The 15,664-nt window shown below is 70.5% G+C and carries 12 protein-coding genes; 3 read left to right on the forward strand and 9 right to left on the reverse strand.

Features of this window, described 5'->3' with window-relative positions:
* Positions 1 to 99 precede the first annotated feature (99 nt).
* Genes LK06_RS01710 through LK06_RS01725 form a run of 4 tightly spaced genes read right to left on the reverse strand, consistent with a single transcriptional unit; the run spans position 100 to position 4,471 of the window.
* Positions 100 to 1,350 (reverse strand): glycoside hydrolase 5 family protein, encoded by a 1,251-nt coding sequence (locus tag LK06_RS01710; RefSeq protein ID WP_234367328.1) that lies wholly within the window; start codon positions 1,348 to 1,350, stop codon positions 100 to 102.
* 29 nt (positions 1,351 to 1,379) lie between these two features.
* Positions 1,380 to 2,285: a carbohydrate ABC transporter permease gene (locus LK06_RS01715; RefSeq protein ID WP_043405314.1), complete on the reverse strand. Its 906-nt coding sequence runs from the start codon at positions 2,283 to 2,285 to the stop codon at positions 1,380 to 1,382.
* Entirely contained in the window at positions 2,282 to 3,178 is an 897-nt protein-coding gene (locus LK06_RS01720) for a carbohydrate ABC transporter permease (protein WP_039653931.1), read from the reverse strand. Before LK06_RS01720 ends, LK06_RS01715 begins: the two co-directional genes overlap by 4 nt.
* Positions 3,179 to 3,184: 6 nt before the next feature.
* A complete protein-coding gene (locus LK06_RS01725; protein WP_039653930.1) occupies positions 3,185 to 4,471 on the reverse strand; it encodes an ABC transporter substrate-binding protein in 1,287 nt (428 codons plus the stop codon).
* A gap of 238 nt (positions 4,472 to 4,709) precedes the next feature.
* On the opposite strand from LK06_RS01725, the gene LK06_RS01730 reads away from it, so the two are divergent.
* The gene (locus LK06_RS01730) at positions 4,710 to 5,786 is read left to right on the forward strand and encodes a LacI family DNA-binding transcriptional regulator (protein ID WP_052318942.1); all 1,077 of its coding nucleotides are present in this window, start codon (positions 4,710 to 4,712) and stop codon (positions 5,784 to 5,786) included.
* Between the two features lie 276 nt (positions 5,787 to 6,062).
* Positions 6,063 to 7,415, forward strand: coding sequence for an amidase (locus tag LK06_RS01735; RefSeq protein WP_043433812.1), 1,353 nt, complete (start codon positions 6,063 to 6,065; stop codon positions 7,413 to 7,415).
* Positions 7,416 to 7,780: 365 nt separating this feature from the next.
* On the opposite strand, the gene LK06_RS32445 is transcribed toward LK06_RS01735, so the two are convergent.
* Positions 7,781 to 7,954: a hypothetical protein gene (locus tag LK06_RS32445; RefSeq protein ID WP_107067991.1), complete on the reverse strand. Its 174-nt coding sequence runs from the start codon at positions 7,952 to 7,954 to the stop codon at positions 7,781 to 7,783.
* 501 nt (positions 7,955 to 8,455) lie between these two features.
* Between LK06_RS32445 and LK06_RS01740 the strand changes: the two genes are divergently transcribed.
* Entirely contained in the window at positions 8,456 to 8,851 is a 396-nt protein-coding gene (locus LK06_RS01740; RefSeq protein WP_039653926.1) for a hypothetical protein, read from the forward strand.
* A 161-nt stretch (positions 8,852 to 9,012) separates the two neighbouring features.
* Here the strand turns inward: LK06_RS01740 and LK06_RS01745 are convergent, their stop codons facing one another.
* The 4 genes from LK06_RS01745 to LK06_RS01760 form a co-directional block, all read right to left on the reverse strand.
* Positions 9,013 to 10,536, reverse strand: a complete 1,524-nt coding sequence (locus LK06_RS01745) for an SDR family NAD(P)-dependent oxidoreductase (protein WP_039653925.1) — start codon at positions 10,534 to 10,536, stop codon at positions 9,013 to 9,015.
* A 140-nt stretch (positions 10,537 to 10,676) separates the two neighbouring features.
* Entirely contained in the window at positions 10,677 to 12,008 is a 1,332-nt protein-coding gene (locus tag LK06_RS01750) for a wax ester/triacylglycerol synthase family O-acyltransferase (protein WP_039654006.1), read from the reverse strand.
* 146 nt (positions 12,009 to 12,154) lie between these two features.
* Positions 12,155 to 14,482: a GH92 family glycosyl hydrolase gene (locus LK06_RS01755; RefSeq protein WP_039653923.1), complete on the reverse strand. Its 2,328-nt coding sequence runs from the start codon at positions 14,480 to 14,482 to the stop codon at positions 12,155 to 12,157.
* A gap of 257 nt (positions 14,483 to 14,739) precedes the next feature.
* Positions 14,740 to 15,513 (reverse strand): (2Fe-2S)-binding protein, encoded by a 774-nt coding sequence (locus LK06_RS01760; protein ID WP_039653921.1) that lies wholly within the window; start codon positions 15,511 to 15,513, stop codon positions 14,740 to 14,742.
* Positions 15,514 to 15,664: the final 151 nt, after the last annotated feature.

A 15,664-nucleotide genomic window follows, 5' to 3' on the forward strand; every position in this document is an offset into this window, starting at 1 on the left:
CCGCGACGGTGGTGCGCGGAGCCGCTGCAGCGGGCGGGGCGGGCGCGAGTGCGGCTGCGCCAGCAGTGATCAGAACGGTGCGCCTGGTGGGGTGCACGGTCACCTGCCTCCTTGCGGGGTGGGCAGTACCTGGTCGGGAGTGACCACTTCGGTGATGCCGCGCACGGCGAGGTGTTCCTTGTCGTCGGCACGGACGTCCAGCACGGTGGTGGGACGGACCCCGTCGGCGACGAGCCGGAAGTACGCGTCGAAGACCGTTCCGCCGGGCGCGCAGCGGGAGCGACGGGCCGGGTCGGCGGGCACGACGAGGGCCGTGCCGCGCACCGTGGGTGTCGCATACGGCTGCCGGGCCGCCTCGGCCAGTGCGGCCGCGATGTCCTTGGGCCGCCGGTCGCCGGTCAGCAGGCCGAGGGAGTATTCGAGTTCGGGGAAGTCGGCGAGGTCTCGGGAGACGTCGTACGAGCACCACCAGGTGACGCCCCACAGGTCCGGGCAGTCAAGGACGTTGCCGATGGTCGCCTCGGCGAATGCGGCGGCGCGCCCGGCCGGCACGAGGGGCGCCGGTGCACCGACCTCCTGCAGCCACACCGGCCGGTGCGCTGTGTCCGCCCAGGCCTTGCTCAGTTCCACCAGGTAGGCGGCATGGTGCTCGACCGGCACGGAATCAGCGCCGTGTCGCTGGGCAGTGCCGTTGAAGACCCAGGAGTGCACGGCGGTGAGATCGCCGAGCCGTGCGGAGTGGCCGGGTGTGAAGGGCTGGTCGTCCTGATACCAGGCAGCGTCGTACGAGGCGTGCTGATGGATCCGGCCGGGGGCGCCCTCGGCGCAGGCGGCGAGCATCAGGGTGAGCCACCGTCCGGCGTCCTCGGCTGTGATCCGGTCGGGGTCCGGGTGGGGGTCCGCGGCGAACTGGTTGACCTCGTTGCCGACCGTCATGCCGATGAAGTTGGGTCGGTCGGCGAGGGCCGCGGCGAGGGTGCGCAGGTAGGCGGCCTGTCCGTCGCTCACGTCCCGGTCGGTGAAGAGGTTGCGGCGGTGCCACGTACGGGTCCAGGCGGGCAGGAAGTCGAAACTGCTCACGTGTCCTTGCAAACCGTCCACGTTGACGTCCAGACCGCGTTCGGCGGCCGCGTCGGCGAGGGCCACCAGCTGGTCGATGGCGCGTGGGCGGATCAGAGCGCGGTTGGGTTGGAAGTAGGGCCACAGCGGGAAGACCCGGATGTGGTCAAGGCCGAGCGCGGCGAGCGCGTCGAGGTCGGCGCGTACGGAGTCGAGGTCGAAATCCAGCCAGTGGTGGAACCATCCTTCGCTGGGGGTGTAGTTGACGCCGAAGCGCACGGCAGCAGGCATGGGTGTCCTTGCGGGGAGGTTGACGTCGGTTAGCCCTTGACGGCGCCCTCGCCGACCCCGCGGAAGAAGTACCGCTGCAGACAGGCGAAGAGAGCGATGAGCGGGGCCACGGCGATCACGGTGCCGGCGGCGACGAGCCGTTCGTCGCCGGCGAAAGTGCCGTGCAGATAGTTGAGGCCGATCGTCAGGGTGAACTTGGACGGGTCGCTGAGCACGATCAACGGCCACAGGAAGTCGTCCCAGGCGCCCATGAAGGCGAAGATCGCTACGACGGCGAGGGTGCCCTTGGCGGCGGGCAGGGCGATCCGCAGGAACCGCTGCCAGACGTCAGCGCCGTCGACGTAGGCAGCCTCCTCGATCTCGTACGGCAGCTTACGGAAGGCGTTGCGCATCAGCAGCACGTTCATGGCGCCGACGGCACCGGGCAGGACGACCCCGACGAGGGTGTTGTTCAGACCCAGTTCGCGCATGGTGGTGAACTGGGCGATGACGATGCCCTCGACCGGCACCAGCATGGCCAGCACGAAGACGAGCGTGGCCGCGCGCCTGCCGCGGTAGTGCAGCCGGGCCAGGGCGTACCCGGCCAGTGCCGAACCAACGCAGTTGGTGACGACATTGGCGGTGGCGACCTTCAGGGAGTTCAGGACGTAGTCCCAGACGGGGATGGTGTCGGCGACCCGTGCGTAATTGTGCAGGGTGGGGTGACTGGGCAGGAACGTCGGCGTGGAGCTGTAGATGTCTTCCGTGGGGCCCTTGAGGGAGGTGGACAGCTGCCAGAGGAAGGGACCGACGGTCAGGGCGAGGACGGCGAGCAGCAGGAGGTAGCGCCAGACCAGATCCCCGGCTCGGATGCTTCCGCCGCGTCGGCCGGTGGGGCGCGGCTCGCCGGGCGGCGCGGCGGGCCGTCCTGGCCGCACCTTCTCCAGGAGGCTCACGGTTCCTCCCTCCGATCGGCGCGCAGGACCAGCAGCATCAGCACGACGGTGACGGCGAACACGACGACGGAGAGGGCGGAGGCGTAGCCGACGCGGCCAGTGAGGCCGGTGCCGGTGCGCTGCACCAGCATGACGAGGGTGGTGTCCTCGCCGGCCGGGCCCCCGCTCGGCCCGGCCATCAGATACACCTCGGAGAACACCTTGAACGCGGCGACCGAGGAGAGCGCGGCGACCAGGACCATGGTGGAGCGGACGGCGGGCACCGTGACGGAAAGGAAGCGGCGCACCGGTCCGGCGCCGTCCACGGCGGCTGCCTCGTGTAGTTCGCGCGGCACGTTCGCCAGCGCAGCCAAGTAGATGATCATGTAGTAGCCGAGCCCCTTCCACACCGTGACGGTCATGGCGCTCAGCAGGAGCAGCCACTGATCGCTGAGAAAACCGACCCGGCCGATGCCGACGCTCTCCAATAGGGAGTTGATCAGGCCGCGTTCATCGAGCAGCCACACCCAGATCAGCCCCACCACGACGATGGAGGCGACCACGGGGGTGTAGAAGGCGGCGCGGAAGAAGGTGATGCCGGGGATGTTCTTCTGCACGAGCAGGGCGAGCAGCAGCGGCAGCACCACGAGTGCCGGTACGACACCGACGATGTACAGGGTGCTGTTGCGCAGGCCGGTCCAGAACATGTCGTCGTGGAGCAGTTCACGGAAGTTGGCGAGGCCCACGAACCGCCCCGGGAGCAGGGTGCGGCGGTCGGTGAAGGAGTTGATCAGGGTGGAGACGAACGGGTAGAGCACGAAGGCACCGGTGACCAGCAGACCGGGAGCGGCGAACAGCCAGGGGCTGGTCGGGAGCTGGCGTCGCACCCGGGCCGGTGTGGTGGGGGTGGTCATGACCGGTCAGCCCTGCTTCAACAGGCGGTTGGCGGTACTGACAGCGTTGTCAAGGGCTGCCTTGGGGCTCTCCTTGCCCTGCAGTGCCTTGGCCACCTCGTTGCGGAGCGCGGTCTTCATCTGGTCGCTGAACAGCACGGGCGTGTAGTTGACGGCGTTCTTCAGTGACTTGGCGGCGGCGACGCGGACCCTAGTCTCGTCGGTGCCGTCCTCCTTACTGAAGTACGGGTCGGCGAGGGAGTGCGCGGTGCTGGGGAAGATGGCGACCTTCTTGGCGAAGGACATCTGGTTCTGGGCGTCAGTGACGAAGTGCGCGAAGGCCACCGCGGCCGCAGTGTGCTTGGTGCGGGAGTTGACCATCACCCCCATCACGTACATGTTGACGTGCCCGGTACTGGTGATCTGGTCGGTGATGCCGATGTTCCGGTACAGGCTCGGGGCGTTCTTCTTGAAGTTGCCCAGGTCGAGGGCGCTTCCGGGGTTCATGGCGACGGCACCGGTGAGGAACTTCTTGCCGGAGGACTCGGGGGTTGCGGTCAGGGCCTGCGGATCGAGTGCCTTGGCGTCATACAGTTCCTTGTACTTGGTGAGAAGCTCGACGCCCTTCGCATCGTTGAAGGAGAACGCGGTGCCCTGCTGGTTCATCAGCGGGACGCCATAACGCCCGAAGTCCTCGATGGTGGGGACGTTGGCGAGGGTGGCGACGCTGCCACCGCTCTCCTTCGCCATCCGCAGAGCGTCGGCGAAGAGTTCGTCGTACGTCTTCGGCGGTCGGTCCGGGTCGAGTCCGGCCTTGCGGAACAGAGCCTTGTTGTAGAACAACGGGCCGGTGTTCAGGTACCAGGGGAAGGCGTACGTGCCTCGCTTGCCCGGTATCTGATGGCTGGCCCAAGCTCCAGGAAGGTAGTCGGACTTGTACTGGGGGGCGACCTTGTCGAGATCGAGTGCGAGGCCTGCCTCGGCAAGGGGGGCGACCAGGTCCGGGGAGACGTTGACGACGTCGGGCAGGGTACCGCCGGCCGCATCGGCACTGAGTTTGTCGGGGTAGCCCTCGGCAGGTTGGTCGATCCACTTCACGTGGGTGCCGGGGTGCTTCTTCTCGAAGCCGGCGATCAGTCCCTCGAAGTAGGGCTTGAAATTGGCGCGCAGGTTCCAGGTCTGGAAGGTGATGTCACCCTCGACCTTGCCGGAGGCGTCGGCCGAGCCGCCCCCGTCACCGCCCGAACCACAGGCACTCAGCGGCAGAACGAGGGCGAAGACAGCAGCGGTGAGGGTTCTGCGGGACATGGACACGGTGGCACGGCTCCCTTGCTGCAGCGGGCAGTTGATGGTGCCAGGGACCTTGCCGGGGATCTTCGGGAAATGTCAATGCATTCGCCTGAGCTAAAGAAATTCATCCTTCATTAGTGCAGGTCAGCAGGGATTGAGCGAGAACTTGCCAGTGGCCACTAATGCGCTTTATGGTCCTGTCACTCAAGCGCATTAGACCTGGATCGTCCGGTAACACGAGGAACAGGAAGGGGGGCGAAACGTGCCGGTCAAACGGTCCCCCGCACGCAGGCCCACCATGAAGGACATCGCCCGGCGAGCCGGAGTCTCCGAGAGCGCCGTCTCCTTCGCGCTCAACGGCCGCCCCGGTGTCTCCGAGGCCACCCGTGCCCGGATCCACCGCGTCGCCGAGCAGTTGGGCTGGCGCCCGAGCACGGCCGCCCGCGCGCTGTCCGGCGAGGGCGCGGCCACGGTCGGCTTCGTCCTCGCCCGCCCGGCGCACACCTTGGGCATCGACTCGTTCTTCCTCCACCTCGTCTCCGGCATCCAGGAAGTGCTCGCCGAGCGCCATTTGGGGCTGCTCTTTCAGGTGGCGAACGACGTGACCGAGGAGTGCGCGGTGTACCGGCGTTGGTGGGCGGAGCACCGGGTGGACGGCGTTCTGGTCGCCGACCCACGCACCGCGGACCCCCGCCCCGACCTCCTCGACGAACTCGGCCTGCCCGCCGTGCTGATCGGCGGTGCACTCGACGTACGCCACCCCGGTCTGTCCGCGGTGTGGGCGGACGACGCCGGGGCGATGGCCTCCGTGGTGGACGAACTGACGGCCCTGGGCCACCGTCGGATCGTCCACATCGCCGGTCTTCCCGAACTGGCCCACACCCAGCGCCGCATCGCCACCCTGCACGGGGAGGCGGAGCGGCGCGGCCTCGGTGAGGTCCGCTCGGTGACCACCGACTACTCCGACACGGAGGGCGCGGCGGTCACCCGCCGGGTGCTCGGCGGCTCCCCCGTCCCGACGGCCCTCATCTACGACAACGACGTGATGGCCGTGGCGGGCGTAGCCGTCGCCACCGAGCTGGGCTTCCGTGTCCCGCAGAACGTGTCGGTGGTCTCCTGGGAGGACTCGGCGCTGTGCCGCATGGTCACACCGCGGCTGTCCGCGCTCTCCCGGGACAGCGCGGAGTTCGGCCGGACGGCGGCGCGGGAGTTGCTGGCGCTGCTGGACGGGGAGGCGGCGCGTGCGGTGGGGGTGCCGGTGCCCCGGCTGACCGGTCGGGAAAGCACCGGGGCGGCGGTCGGCGACGCCACCCCGGACGCGCCGCGGTCCGTCCGGTGAGGCGCTGCGGCGGTGCCGGCGGGTACGTGACCGAGTGAGCGCCCGGCGCCGCACCAGCCGGCACCGCCGCACCGAAGCCGGGACGGCATGACGTCGTGCCCTCGCGACCGTCCGTCTCCCGGCCCCAGGCCGTTCGACGCTCACACGCCGCCGACCTCTCGACGTACCAGCCCTCGGCAAGGCACAGTTCTCCCTGCGTCTTGATTCATACCAGCGAGTAGCACGAGCAGCAGACGATTTGCCGGCTGCCAGCAGACGACAGACCGAGGAGTGCCCGTGGGGAACTGGGCCGGGCGAAGCGCCTCCGAGATCGCCGCCGCCGTACGGGAGGAGCGGGTCACCCCCCGGGAGGTGACGGCCGAACACCTTGCGCGGATCGAACGGCACGACGGCCGGATCGGCGCCTTCCGGAAGGTTCGCGCACAGGCGGCGCTGGCCGAGGCCGACGAGCTGGCCTCCCGCCCCGACCTGGCCGGACTCCCGCTCGCGGGGGTCCCCGTCGCGGTCAAGGACAACCTGGCGGTGCGCGGGGAGGCCCACCGCGATGGCTCCGCCGCCACACCGGACACCCCGGCTTCGGCGGATCACGCCACGGTGGCCCGGCTCCGGGCGGCCGGCGCGGTGGTCATCGGCCTGACGAACGTGCCCGAGCTCTGCGTCTTCGGCACCACGGAGGGCGTGTACGGCACCACGCGCAACCCGTGGGACCCCTCGCGCACGGCGGGCGGTTCCTCCGGCGGCAGCGCGGCGGCGGTGGCCGCGGGGTTCGTGCCGATCGCGCTCGGCAACGACGGGATGGGCTCACTGCGCATCCCGTCGGCGAATTGCGGGCTGGTCACGCTGAAGCCCGGGCACGGGGTGGTGCCGGCCGGGATCGGCAACGGCGACTGGTTCGGCATGTCGGAGAACGGCCCGCTGGCCACAACCGTCGCGGATCTCCGGCTGATGCTCGCCGTCCTCGCGAACGCCGACTTCACCCCGGAGCGGGAACCGTCCCGACTGCGGATCGCCGTCGCCCTGCGCAGCCCGCTCACCGGGGTGAGTGTGAGCAGACCGTATACGACCGCGGTCCGGCACGCGGCCGGGCTGCTGGCACGGGCCGGGCACCGCGTACGGCGGGCCGAGCCGCCGTATCCCCTCTCCCTGGGCGTGACCTCGCTGCGGTTCTGGACGGCCGGGACCGCGGCGGACGCCGCGGGTCTGGACCCGACGCGGCTGGCGCGACGGACCCGGGTGCACGCCGCCGTGGGCCGGCGCTTCGTCCGCTCGGTCCGCACCGGCGAGGACCGCGAGCGGCTCCGCGCCCGGCTGGCTCCGTTCTTCGTCGAGCACGATGTGCTGCTCACCCCCGCCCTGGCCCGGCGCGCACCGCAGGCGGGCCCGTGGCACAAGCGCGGCTGGCTGCGCAATGTCCTCGCCAACACCGCCTATTCACCATTCACTCCGCCCTGGAACCTGACCGGCTGGCCCGCGATGTCGGTCCCGTTCGGCACCCTGCCCTCAGGCGCCCCCGGCGCGGTGCAGCTCGTCGGCCGGCCGGGCACCGAGTCCGTCCTGTTGGACCTGGCGGAGGAACTCGAACGCCTGCACCCGTGGCAGCGGACGGCTCCGGTGTCGGACCAGCGGTAGCGGCGGTCACGCGGATCACGGACGCACACGCTGCCGGGTCCGGGCGGCTCGACGTGGTGCCCAAGCGGCTGGGCGGCGCCCGCCACGGTCCGGGGACCGGCGGGGCCCGCGGTGAGACGCGCCGAGCCGTTCATGGTCCGGCAGGGCCCTTCGGCAGTGGTGCGCCCCGGCGGGCTCGTCCACGGGGCGTGCGGGCCGTTTCTCCGGTGGCCTCCGCGCTCCGGGCGTGGGATTTCGACGGCGGCGACGGTCCGGTGCCACCAGGCGGGGGCCGCGACCGGTCTGCGGCTGCGGCCCCTGTACCGGCATGGGCGTGAGCCTGCCACGCCCATGCCATCGGCGATCGCGACGGGTCCGGCTCGGCGTCAGTCGACGCTGGGCAGGATGTGGGGTTCGGCGAGGTCGTCCTCGTAACCCGCGAGGCGGATCGGGGCGGACCGGGCCCACACGTCAAGGCTGCCGAGTTCGTCGGGCCGGCGGCCCGTGCGTTCCGGACGTTCCTTGGGGCGCTGCTCGCGATTCGTCTTCTCCGGTGTCACCGCGCACTCCTTATGTGTCGGGCTCACCCTTGGGGCGTACCGGGCCCGTCTACGCTCCGGCGTTCAGCGCCCGCTCGGGTCTGAATGGAAGGCCAGTTCGGACGCGGTGGCGCCGGTGTCTCGTGTCAGAGCAGGCCGTTGTGAACCGGCTCGCCCCGGGACGGACGATGGGTGTGGGTGGGACCCGTTGCTGCTGTCCGTCCGCTCCAGATTAACCAAATGAGCGGACGTCCGCTCGATAGGGAGTGCAAACAAGGTGTAACTAATGCATGTCACCCGCCCTCTCAATACACCTCAATATGCCGCTCTTTACCACAAGGTGCATCACTCACCTGGCCCGCCGAATCACTCCCATGGCCTACCAAGTCGAACATGTCTTCGATCTTGCGTCGGTGTTCTTCCCGCTGGAAACGGCTCAGTTCAAGTACCGTTGGCCGGACCGCAAGCTCGCCATGATCTGCTGGCGCACGGATGACGGCTGTCTCGCGGAAGGACTGACGCATGGAACTGCGCAGCGTCGAGGAGCTGATGGATCTGCTCTACGCCGGCCGGCACCAGCACGCGCTGCGCACCGCCGCACTGCTGCGCCGCAGCCGTCCCGCCGACAAGGAGCTGCAGGTGGCCGGCCTGGTGCAGGGCATCGGACCGGTGCTGTGCCGGGGCGACGAGGCAACACGGGCGTGCAGCATGGCCGAGGCGGTGCGCCCCCTGCTCGGAGAGCGGGTGTTCCGGCTGGTGAGCGGCGACGCGACCCCGGCCGACGACGATGTGCTGCGGCTGCGACAGGCCGACCAGGAAAGCCGCACTGCGGGCTTCGACGCGGGCGTGCTGGAGGACTGGCGCACAGTGCTGGAGCTGGTGGCGGCCCGCAACTCCCGCCTCGGTGCGGTCGACTGACCGTCGGCCAGGGCCCCTGACAGTCACCCAAGGCCTCCGCAAGGAACCGGGGCACGACGGCGGTACCAGCGTCCACCGTGCGCCGACCCGTACGACCCGGCCGGACGCCCGGAGCGGAACAGCCCCGGTCGCCCTCCGACCACCGCCTTCCGCCCCGCGGCTCACCACTTGCCGGGCACGTAGTCCTTCAGGAAGACGCCGTACAGGTCCTCGCCCGCCTCGCCGCGCACGATCGGGTCGTAGACGCGGGCGGCACCGTCGACCAGGTCGAGCGGTGCATGGAAACCGGCCTCGGCGAGACGCACCTTCTCCGGGTGCGGCCGCTCGTCGGTGATCCAGCCGGTGTCCACGGCCGTCATGAGGATGCGGTCCTGCTCGAACATCTCCTGTGCACTGGTGCGGGTGAGCATGTTCAGGGCAGCCTTGGCCATGTTGGTGTGCGGGTGACCCGCGCCCTTGTAGCCGCGGCTGAACACGCCTTCCATGGCGGAGACGTTGACGATGTAGGTGCGGCGGGCCGACGAGGCCGCCATCGCCGGACGCAGGCGGCTGATCAGGATGAACGGTGCCGTGGAGTTGCACAGCTGGACCTCCAGCAGTTCGACCGGCGTCACCTCCTCCACCGTCTGCACCCAGCTGTTGGTGTCATGCAGATCGGGCACCAGACCGCCCGCGTCGATCGCCGTTCCGGCCGCGATCCGCTCAAGGGACGCCGAGCCGGAGACCAGGGCGAGGCCGGTGACGTCCTGGGCGGAGAGCGCGCCACCGCCCGCGACCGGCAGTTCGGTGACCGCGCCGGAGCCGAAGGCGCCGATGACCTGGGCGGCGGGGAGCTCGCCGGCGGGCAGTGGAGCAGACTCGGCGGCGACCAGCTCGCTGTAGGCCTGCGGGGAGCGCCGCACCGTCTGGGCCGCATTGTTGATCAGGATGTCCAGCGGTCCCTCGGCGGCCACCGCATCGGCGAGGGCGACAACCTGGGCCGGGTCGCGCAGGTCGATGCCGACGATCTTCAGCCGGTGGATCCACTCGTCGCTGTCGGGCTGGGCCTTGAAACGGCGGATGGCATCGTTCGGGAAGCGGGTCGTCACGGTGGTGTGCGCGCCGTCACGGAGCAGGCGCAGCGCGATGTACATACCGATCTTGGCGCGGCCGCCGGTGAGCAGGGCACGCTTGCCGGTGAGATCGGCACGGGCGTCCCGCCGGGCACGGTTCTCGGCGGCGCACTTCTGGCAGAGCTGGTGGTAGAAGTAGTCGACCTCCACGTAGCGCTGCTTGCAGGTGTAGCAGGAACGCGGACGCTGGAGTATCCCCGCGATCCTGCCCTCCTCGACCTTGGAGGACGGCAGGACACCCTCGGTCTCGTCGTCGATGCGATCGGCGGAGCCGGTGGCCGTGGCTTCCGTGACCGCGCGGTCGTGTGCGGTTTTGGCCGCACGACGCTCCTGCCTGCGGCGCTGTTTGACCGTCCGGTAGATGTGCGAGGTGGCTCGGCGCACCTTGATCGCATCGGGATGGTCGACGTCGAGCTGGTCGAGTTCCTCCAGAACGCTCAGGCAGACGGCCAGGCGCTCGGGGTCGATACCGGGCCTGTGCACCGCCTCATCCGTGGAGGCGTCCGCGGGGGTCTCCCCAAAGGCCTCGACGGGGGCCACCATGGGCACGGCCCCGTCCTCTGTCACCGTCATCGCGCTGCCGCTTCCCTGATCACCCGCGCAGCGCTCCGACTCGCGCCCGCTTTCGAACAGGGAATTTTACGGAGCACGGGGCCCCGGAACCAAACCGCTGGTTTCCCGCTGCCGCAGCCCGCCGACCGCGGCCCGGGCTTTCACCTCTCGCACGCGACCAGCAGCGTCTCCACCTCGGCCGTCACCGCGCGCGCGAACCGGTCCAGGTCGGGCACGGCCTGCGCGTCGGCGACCAGCCCGTAGTGCACGCGACCGCGGTATGTGGAGATCGCGACCGCCAGCGACTGACCGGGGGCGAGCGGCGCCAACGGATAGACCTCGGTCAGCTCATGGCCACCGAGCCTCAGCCCCAGCCCGGGCAGCGGCACGCTGGTGACCAGGATGTCGAACCAGAGCCGGGCAGCCTGGCCCACGAGTGGGCCACCGAGCCGGTGGCCGAGGGCCGGAACATGGTCGGCGAGCAGGGCCACGGCGCCGGCACCGCGGTTGGGGCCCGCGTCCTTGTTGCGGACCATCGCGGCACGCACGGCACCCAGGCGGCCGAGCGGGTCGGACTCGTCCACCGGAAGCGGTATGAGGTAACCGGAGAGCCGGTTGCCCTGTGGGTGGGCGGTGCGCGGCCGACGCCGGGAGACGGGAATGAGGGCGCGGGGCGCCACGCCCGCGCTACCGTCGCCACGCTCGTCCAGCCAGCGGCGCAGGGCACCGGCGACGACGGCGATGAGCACGTCGTTGACCGTGCCGCCGACGCTCTTGCGCACTCGGTGCACGTCGTCGATGTCCACCACCACCCCGGCGGTACGGCGGGTGCCGCTGGGCGCAGAGGCCAGCGCGGAGGAGGGACGCATCCCGAGGGTGGACCGGACGAGCGAGGCACCGATGTCCAGGGCCCTACCCACGTCGGACAGCGCACCCCTGACCAGCCCGGGGACCAGTCCGGGCAGCTTGCGCACGTCCGGCAGCAGGCTGCGCGGCGGCTCGACGGCGCGGGGCGCACGGTCGGGCACGTCGACCGGGTCCAGGACGCCGGCGGCAAGCCTGAGCGCGCGCAGCCCGTCGGCCAGGGCGTGGTGGAACTTGAACAGCACCGCGAAGGAGACCCCGTCCTCACCGGGCAGTACATGGGCCTCCCACGGCGGCCGGTCGCGTTCCAGTGGTCGCTCCATCAGCCGGCCGGCGACGGCCTGGAAGTCGGCGGTCGGCGCGTGCAGCCGTACGTGGTTCAGCGGATCGAAGTCCGGGTCGGGTTCACGGGTGGCGCCACCGAAGGCGAGCGGCTGCCAGGTGTCGCGGATCCGCATGCGCAGCCCGGGCACGGCAGCGGCGCGGGCGGCGAGCAGGTCAGCCGCATGGGCTCCGGCCGTGGGTGAGTGCGCGCCGAAGACGCCGAGCGCCCCGAGGTGCATCGGGTGCCGGTCGGACTCCATGTTCCAGAAGGCCAAGTCGAGGGGAGCGAGCAGATCGGAAGTCACGGGCTTGCCTCGCACGTCGACGACGGATGTCTCTGCAGTCAATCTCCGCCAACCGATTACGGTCAAGCACGATCGAGCTACGTACAGTTAACAGCAGATTAAGTCCCACCCCTCTGAAATGGGCGGGACCCAGGTGACAGGCGAGGTCACTTCAGCACCGGTGGTGCTGCCTCGGGTGACGTACCCCACTCAGACGGGCGCGGGCCGACCGTGAACGCCAGCGAGTGCAGGGAGCGCAGCCCACCCGTCGTCAGATAGGTCCGCGCGTGCGGTGCCCCGTCGGCGCGGACGGCCTGGATGTAGCGGTCGGTGGCCGAGGTGCCCGGCGCGCTGATGGTCAGTCCGCCGCTGGGCCAGTAGCGCCGGTCCAGCGCGAGGCGGACTCGGTCGAAGACCGGGGTGGAAAGGCCCCAGGTGTCGTAGCCGGGCTGGATCGGGAAGAGCCCGATGGACGACAGGACGTTCCAGGCGGACATCGTGCCGAGGTCGTCGTTGCCCGTCATCCCGGTCGGGGCGTCCGTGAACAGGGTCAGCGCCGCGTGCACCACGTCCGTGGTCTGCCAGGGCCGGCCGGTCGCCAGATAGGTGTAGGGGGCGATCAGGTCGGGCTCGTTCATGGGGTTGTAGGTGGCGGCGTTGTAGTAGGCGTACGCGTCCCCGTGCACCCACACCTCGCGGGCGGTCTTCTCCGGGTCGGCGAGCAGCCTGTCATAGGCGAAGAAGGAGTCCAGCCGCGCGTTGGCGGCACGCTTGCCGCCGATCAGGGAGATCATGCCGGGCAGGTCCTGCGGGACGAGCCACTGGTACTGCCAGGCGGTGCCCTCGTGGAAGCCGGTGCCGCGGGCCGGGTCGGGTGAGCCGGTGAACGCGCCGGAGGCATCGCGGGCGCGGAAGAACCCGGTCGTGGGATCGAAGACGTTGCGGTAGTTGCGCGAGCGGGCGGCGTAGCGGGCGGCGTCGTCCCGGTGGCCAAGACCGCGGGCCATCTGGGCGAGCATGGCGTCGGCGAGAGCGTATTCGAGGGTGACGGAGGCGCCGTGGTGGTAGTCGGAGTCACCCATCTTGGCGTACGGGCGGTCCTTGATGTACGGGGCGAAACCACCCGCGATGTATGCGGCGTTGGCTTCCCGACCGACGCCCGGGTAGCCGGCGGGCGGCACGCCGTCGGCGTTCTTCTTCAGCGCACGGTAGGTCCGCTCCTCGAAGCCCTTGAGCAGGCCCATCTGGTAGGCCGTGGTCAGGAACGGGGTGACCGGGTCACCGCTCATGATGTTCGTCTCGACGGGACCGTAGCCCCATTTGGGCAGCCAGCCGCCGTCCTCGTCGACCGCGATCACCGACCTGGCCATGTCCCTCGCCTCGCGGGGCGCCAGCAGCGCGAGCAACTGGGCTTGCGTGCGGTAGGTGTCCCAGAGCGACCAGTTCTGGTAGTACGTGAAGCCGTCGGCCTGGTGGACGCGGCGGTCCCAGCCGGTGTAGCGGCCGTCGGCGTCGCTGCCGGTGTTGGGCGAGAGGAAGGACCGGTAGAGCGAGGAGTAGAAGGTGCGGCGCAGGACAGGGCTGCCGCCCTGGACACGGATGCCGGACAGCCTCGCCTCCCACTCCTCCCGGGCCCTGCGGCGCACGGCGTCGAAGGACCGGCCGCCCTCGGCGCGCAGGTTGCCCGCTGCACCGCGCGCGTCCACGTACGACAGGGCCGTGGTCGCCTCGACGGTGCGGTTCCCAGTGGTGTCGAACCGGACGTAGGCGCCGCCGTGTCCGGTACGGGCGCCCGGGGTGACGGTCCGCCCGTCCCACGTGCCGTAGGCGGTGAAGGGCCGGCTGAAGCGGGTGATCGTGTACACCGTGTACGGGGCGGTGTCCCGGCAGAACCCGTGCCCGGTGATCTCCGTGCGCACGGTGCGGTCGTCGAGGATCTCCACCGAACTGCCGACCGACTTGTGCAGCGACTGGGCCGCGTTCAGCAGCACGTTCGCCTTGCCGGTGGCGGGGAAGGTGTAGCGCTGCACGCCGGTGCGTGCGGTCGCGGTCAGCTCGGCTTGGATGCCGGAGGCGAGACCGACGCGGTAGTAGCCGGGACGTGCCTCCTCGTCCTCGTGCGAGAAGGCCGCCGCATACCGGGCGTAGTCCGTCTGCGTCACCTCGCCGGTGGTGGGCAGCACGGGCAGGTCGCCCCCGATGCGGCAGCCGACACCCGACAGGTGGACCAGGGAGAAGCCGCGGATGCGGTGCTGCGCGTAGTCGTAGCCGGTGCGGTGCCCGGTGTCCGGGGAGAACTGCACCATGCCGAAGGGCACGGCCGCACCGGGGAAGGTGTTGCCCTCGTTCTGGCTCCCGATGAAGGGGTTGACCAGGTCGGTGAGGCGGCCGTCGGTCCGGGGCCGTTCGACGGCTTGTGCGCCAGGGGTGGCGATCAGCGCGGACGCTGCCATCACCCCGGCCAGACAGAGCCTCGCGCGCCGGGTCCCTCTCATGCCGGATGACCTCCGCAGGTTCGACGTCGTTGCCTGCATCCTGAGGGTCGATCACCGCAAACCAGAGCAACCAGCCGATACCGCTCGGCGCGCGTCGCATGTGACGGTGCGTGTGGAGGTGGGCCACTGCTCCGGCCGGCGCGGATCCGGTCCGCGCCGGTCGGAGGGCGCTCGGCGCCTCCCCTGCCGAACCCGGCAGGGGACGTCACCTGCGGGCGACCAGCGACCGTGCCGGTGCCGTCCCGGCCCCTCGGCGGTCATCCGGACGCAGCCCCCGGGGAAGAGCGGGGCGGCCGGATGAAGCAGCAGTCGCCGCAGACCCCGCCCCCGGGGACCCGGTAGTACAGGCAACAGCTGCGGCGCCGGAAGGCCGTGCCCACGCTGGCGTCGGTGGGGGTGCCAGCGGTGCGCAGGTCCGGGTGGGTGAAGAGTTCGGCGGTGAGTGCTCGGGTCCGCGCCACCACATCGGACAGGCCGCCTGCGCGGGCCCAACGCTCCAGTTCCCGGGCCGCCCCCGCAAGGGCGGAGGCCGCGTTGCCCCGCAGCAGGCCCGCCGCGATGCCGTAACACGATTTCAAGCCGGCTTCCAGCGGCACCAGATGGCTGTGCAACACGATACCGGCGAGGGTAGCCGCGTCGGCCGGCCGTGGGCGCAGCGCCGTGAGCCACAGGTCGTCGGGGGCGGAAGCGCGGAAGTCCCAGCGCAGCAGGCGCGCATCGAGGTCGGGTAGCCGGCCGTACAGGACGGCGCAGCCGAGGGCCGCCGACCACAGCCGAGCGGCCAGCGCCTGCTGTGTAAGGGAGGCGGAGACCCGGAGTTCACGGGTGCGGAGCCGGTCCGCAACCATGGTGATACGGGAAGCCAGCGGGTTGTCCTGGGCGTCCGGCGTCAGCAGTGCGTAGGTCTCTGCGAGGGTCGGCAGCCCGGCGAGTTCCTGACCGCGGGCGACTCCTGATGCTCCCACGCACGTGCGCAGGACGAAGAAGCCGCCAAGCGGGCGGAGCGCGGCGAGTTCGGGTTCGAGGTCCACGGCAAGCACTCCTACCAGGCCCGGCCGGAGGACGGGCTCGGGGGTGGCCTGCCGTGGTTCAACCCCCGTCACCCCCTCCTGAGGATGATCACCCGGTTGATGTACTCCATCGGTAGTAGGACGCATTGCGTGCTCAGGTACGACGACGGCA

The organism is Streptomyces pluripotens, from assembly GCF_000802245.2.
Classification (GTDB): Bacteria; Actinomycetota; Actinomycetes; order Streptomycetales; family Streptomycetaceae; genus Streptomyces; species Streptomyces pluripotens.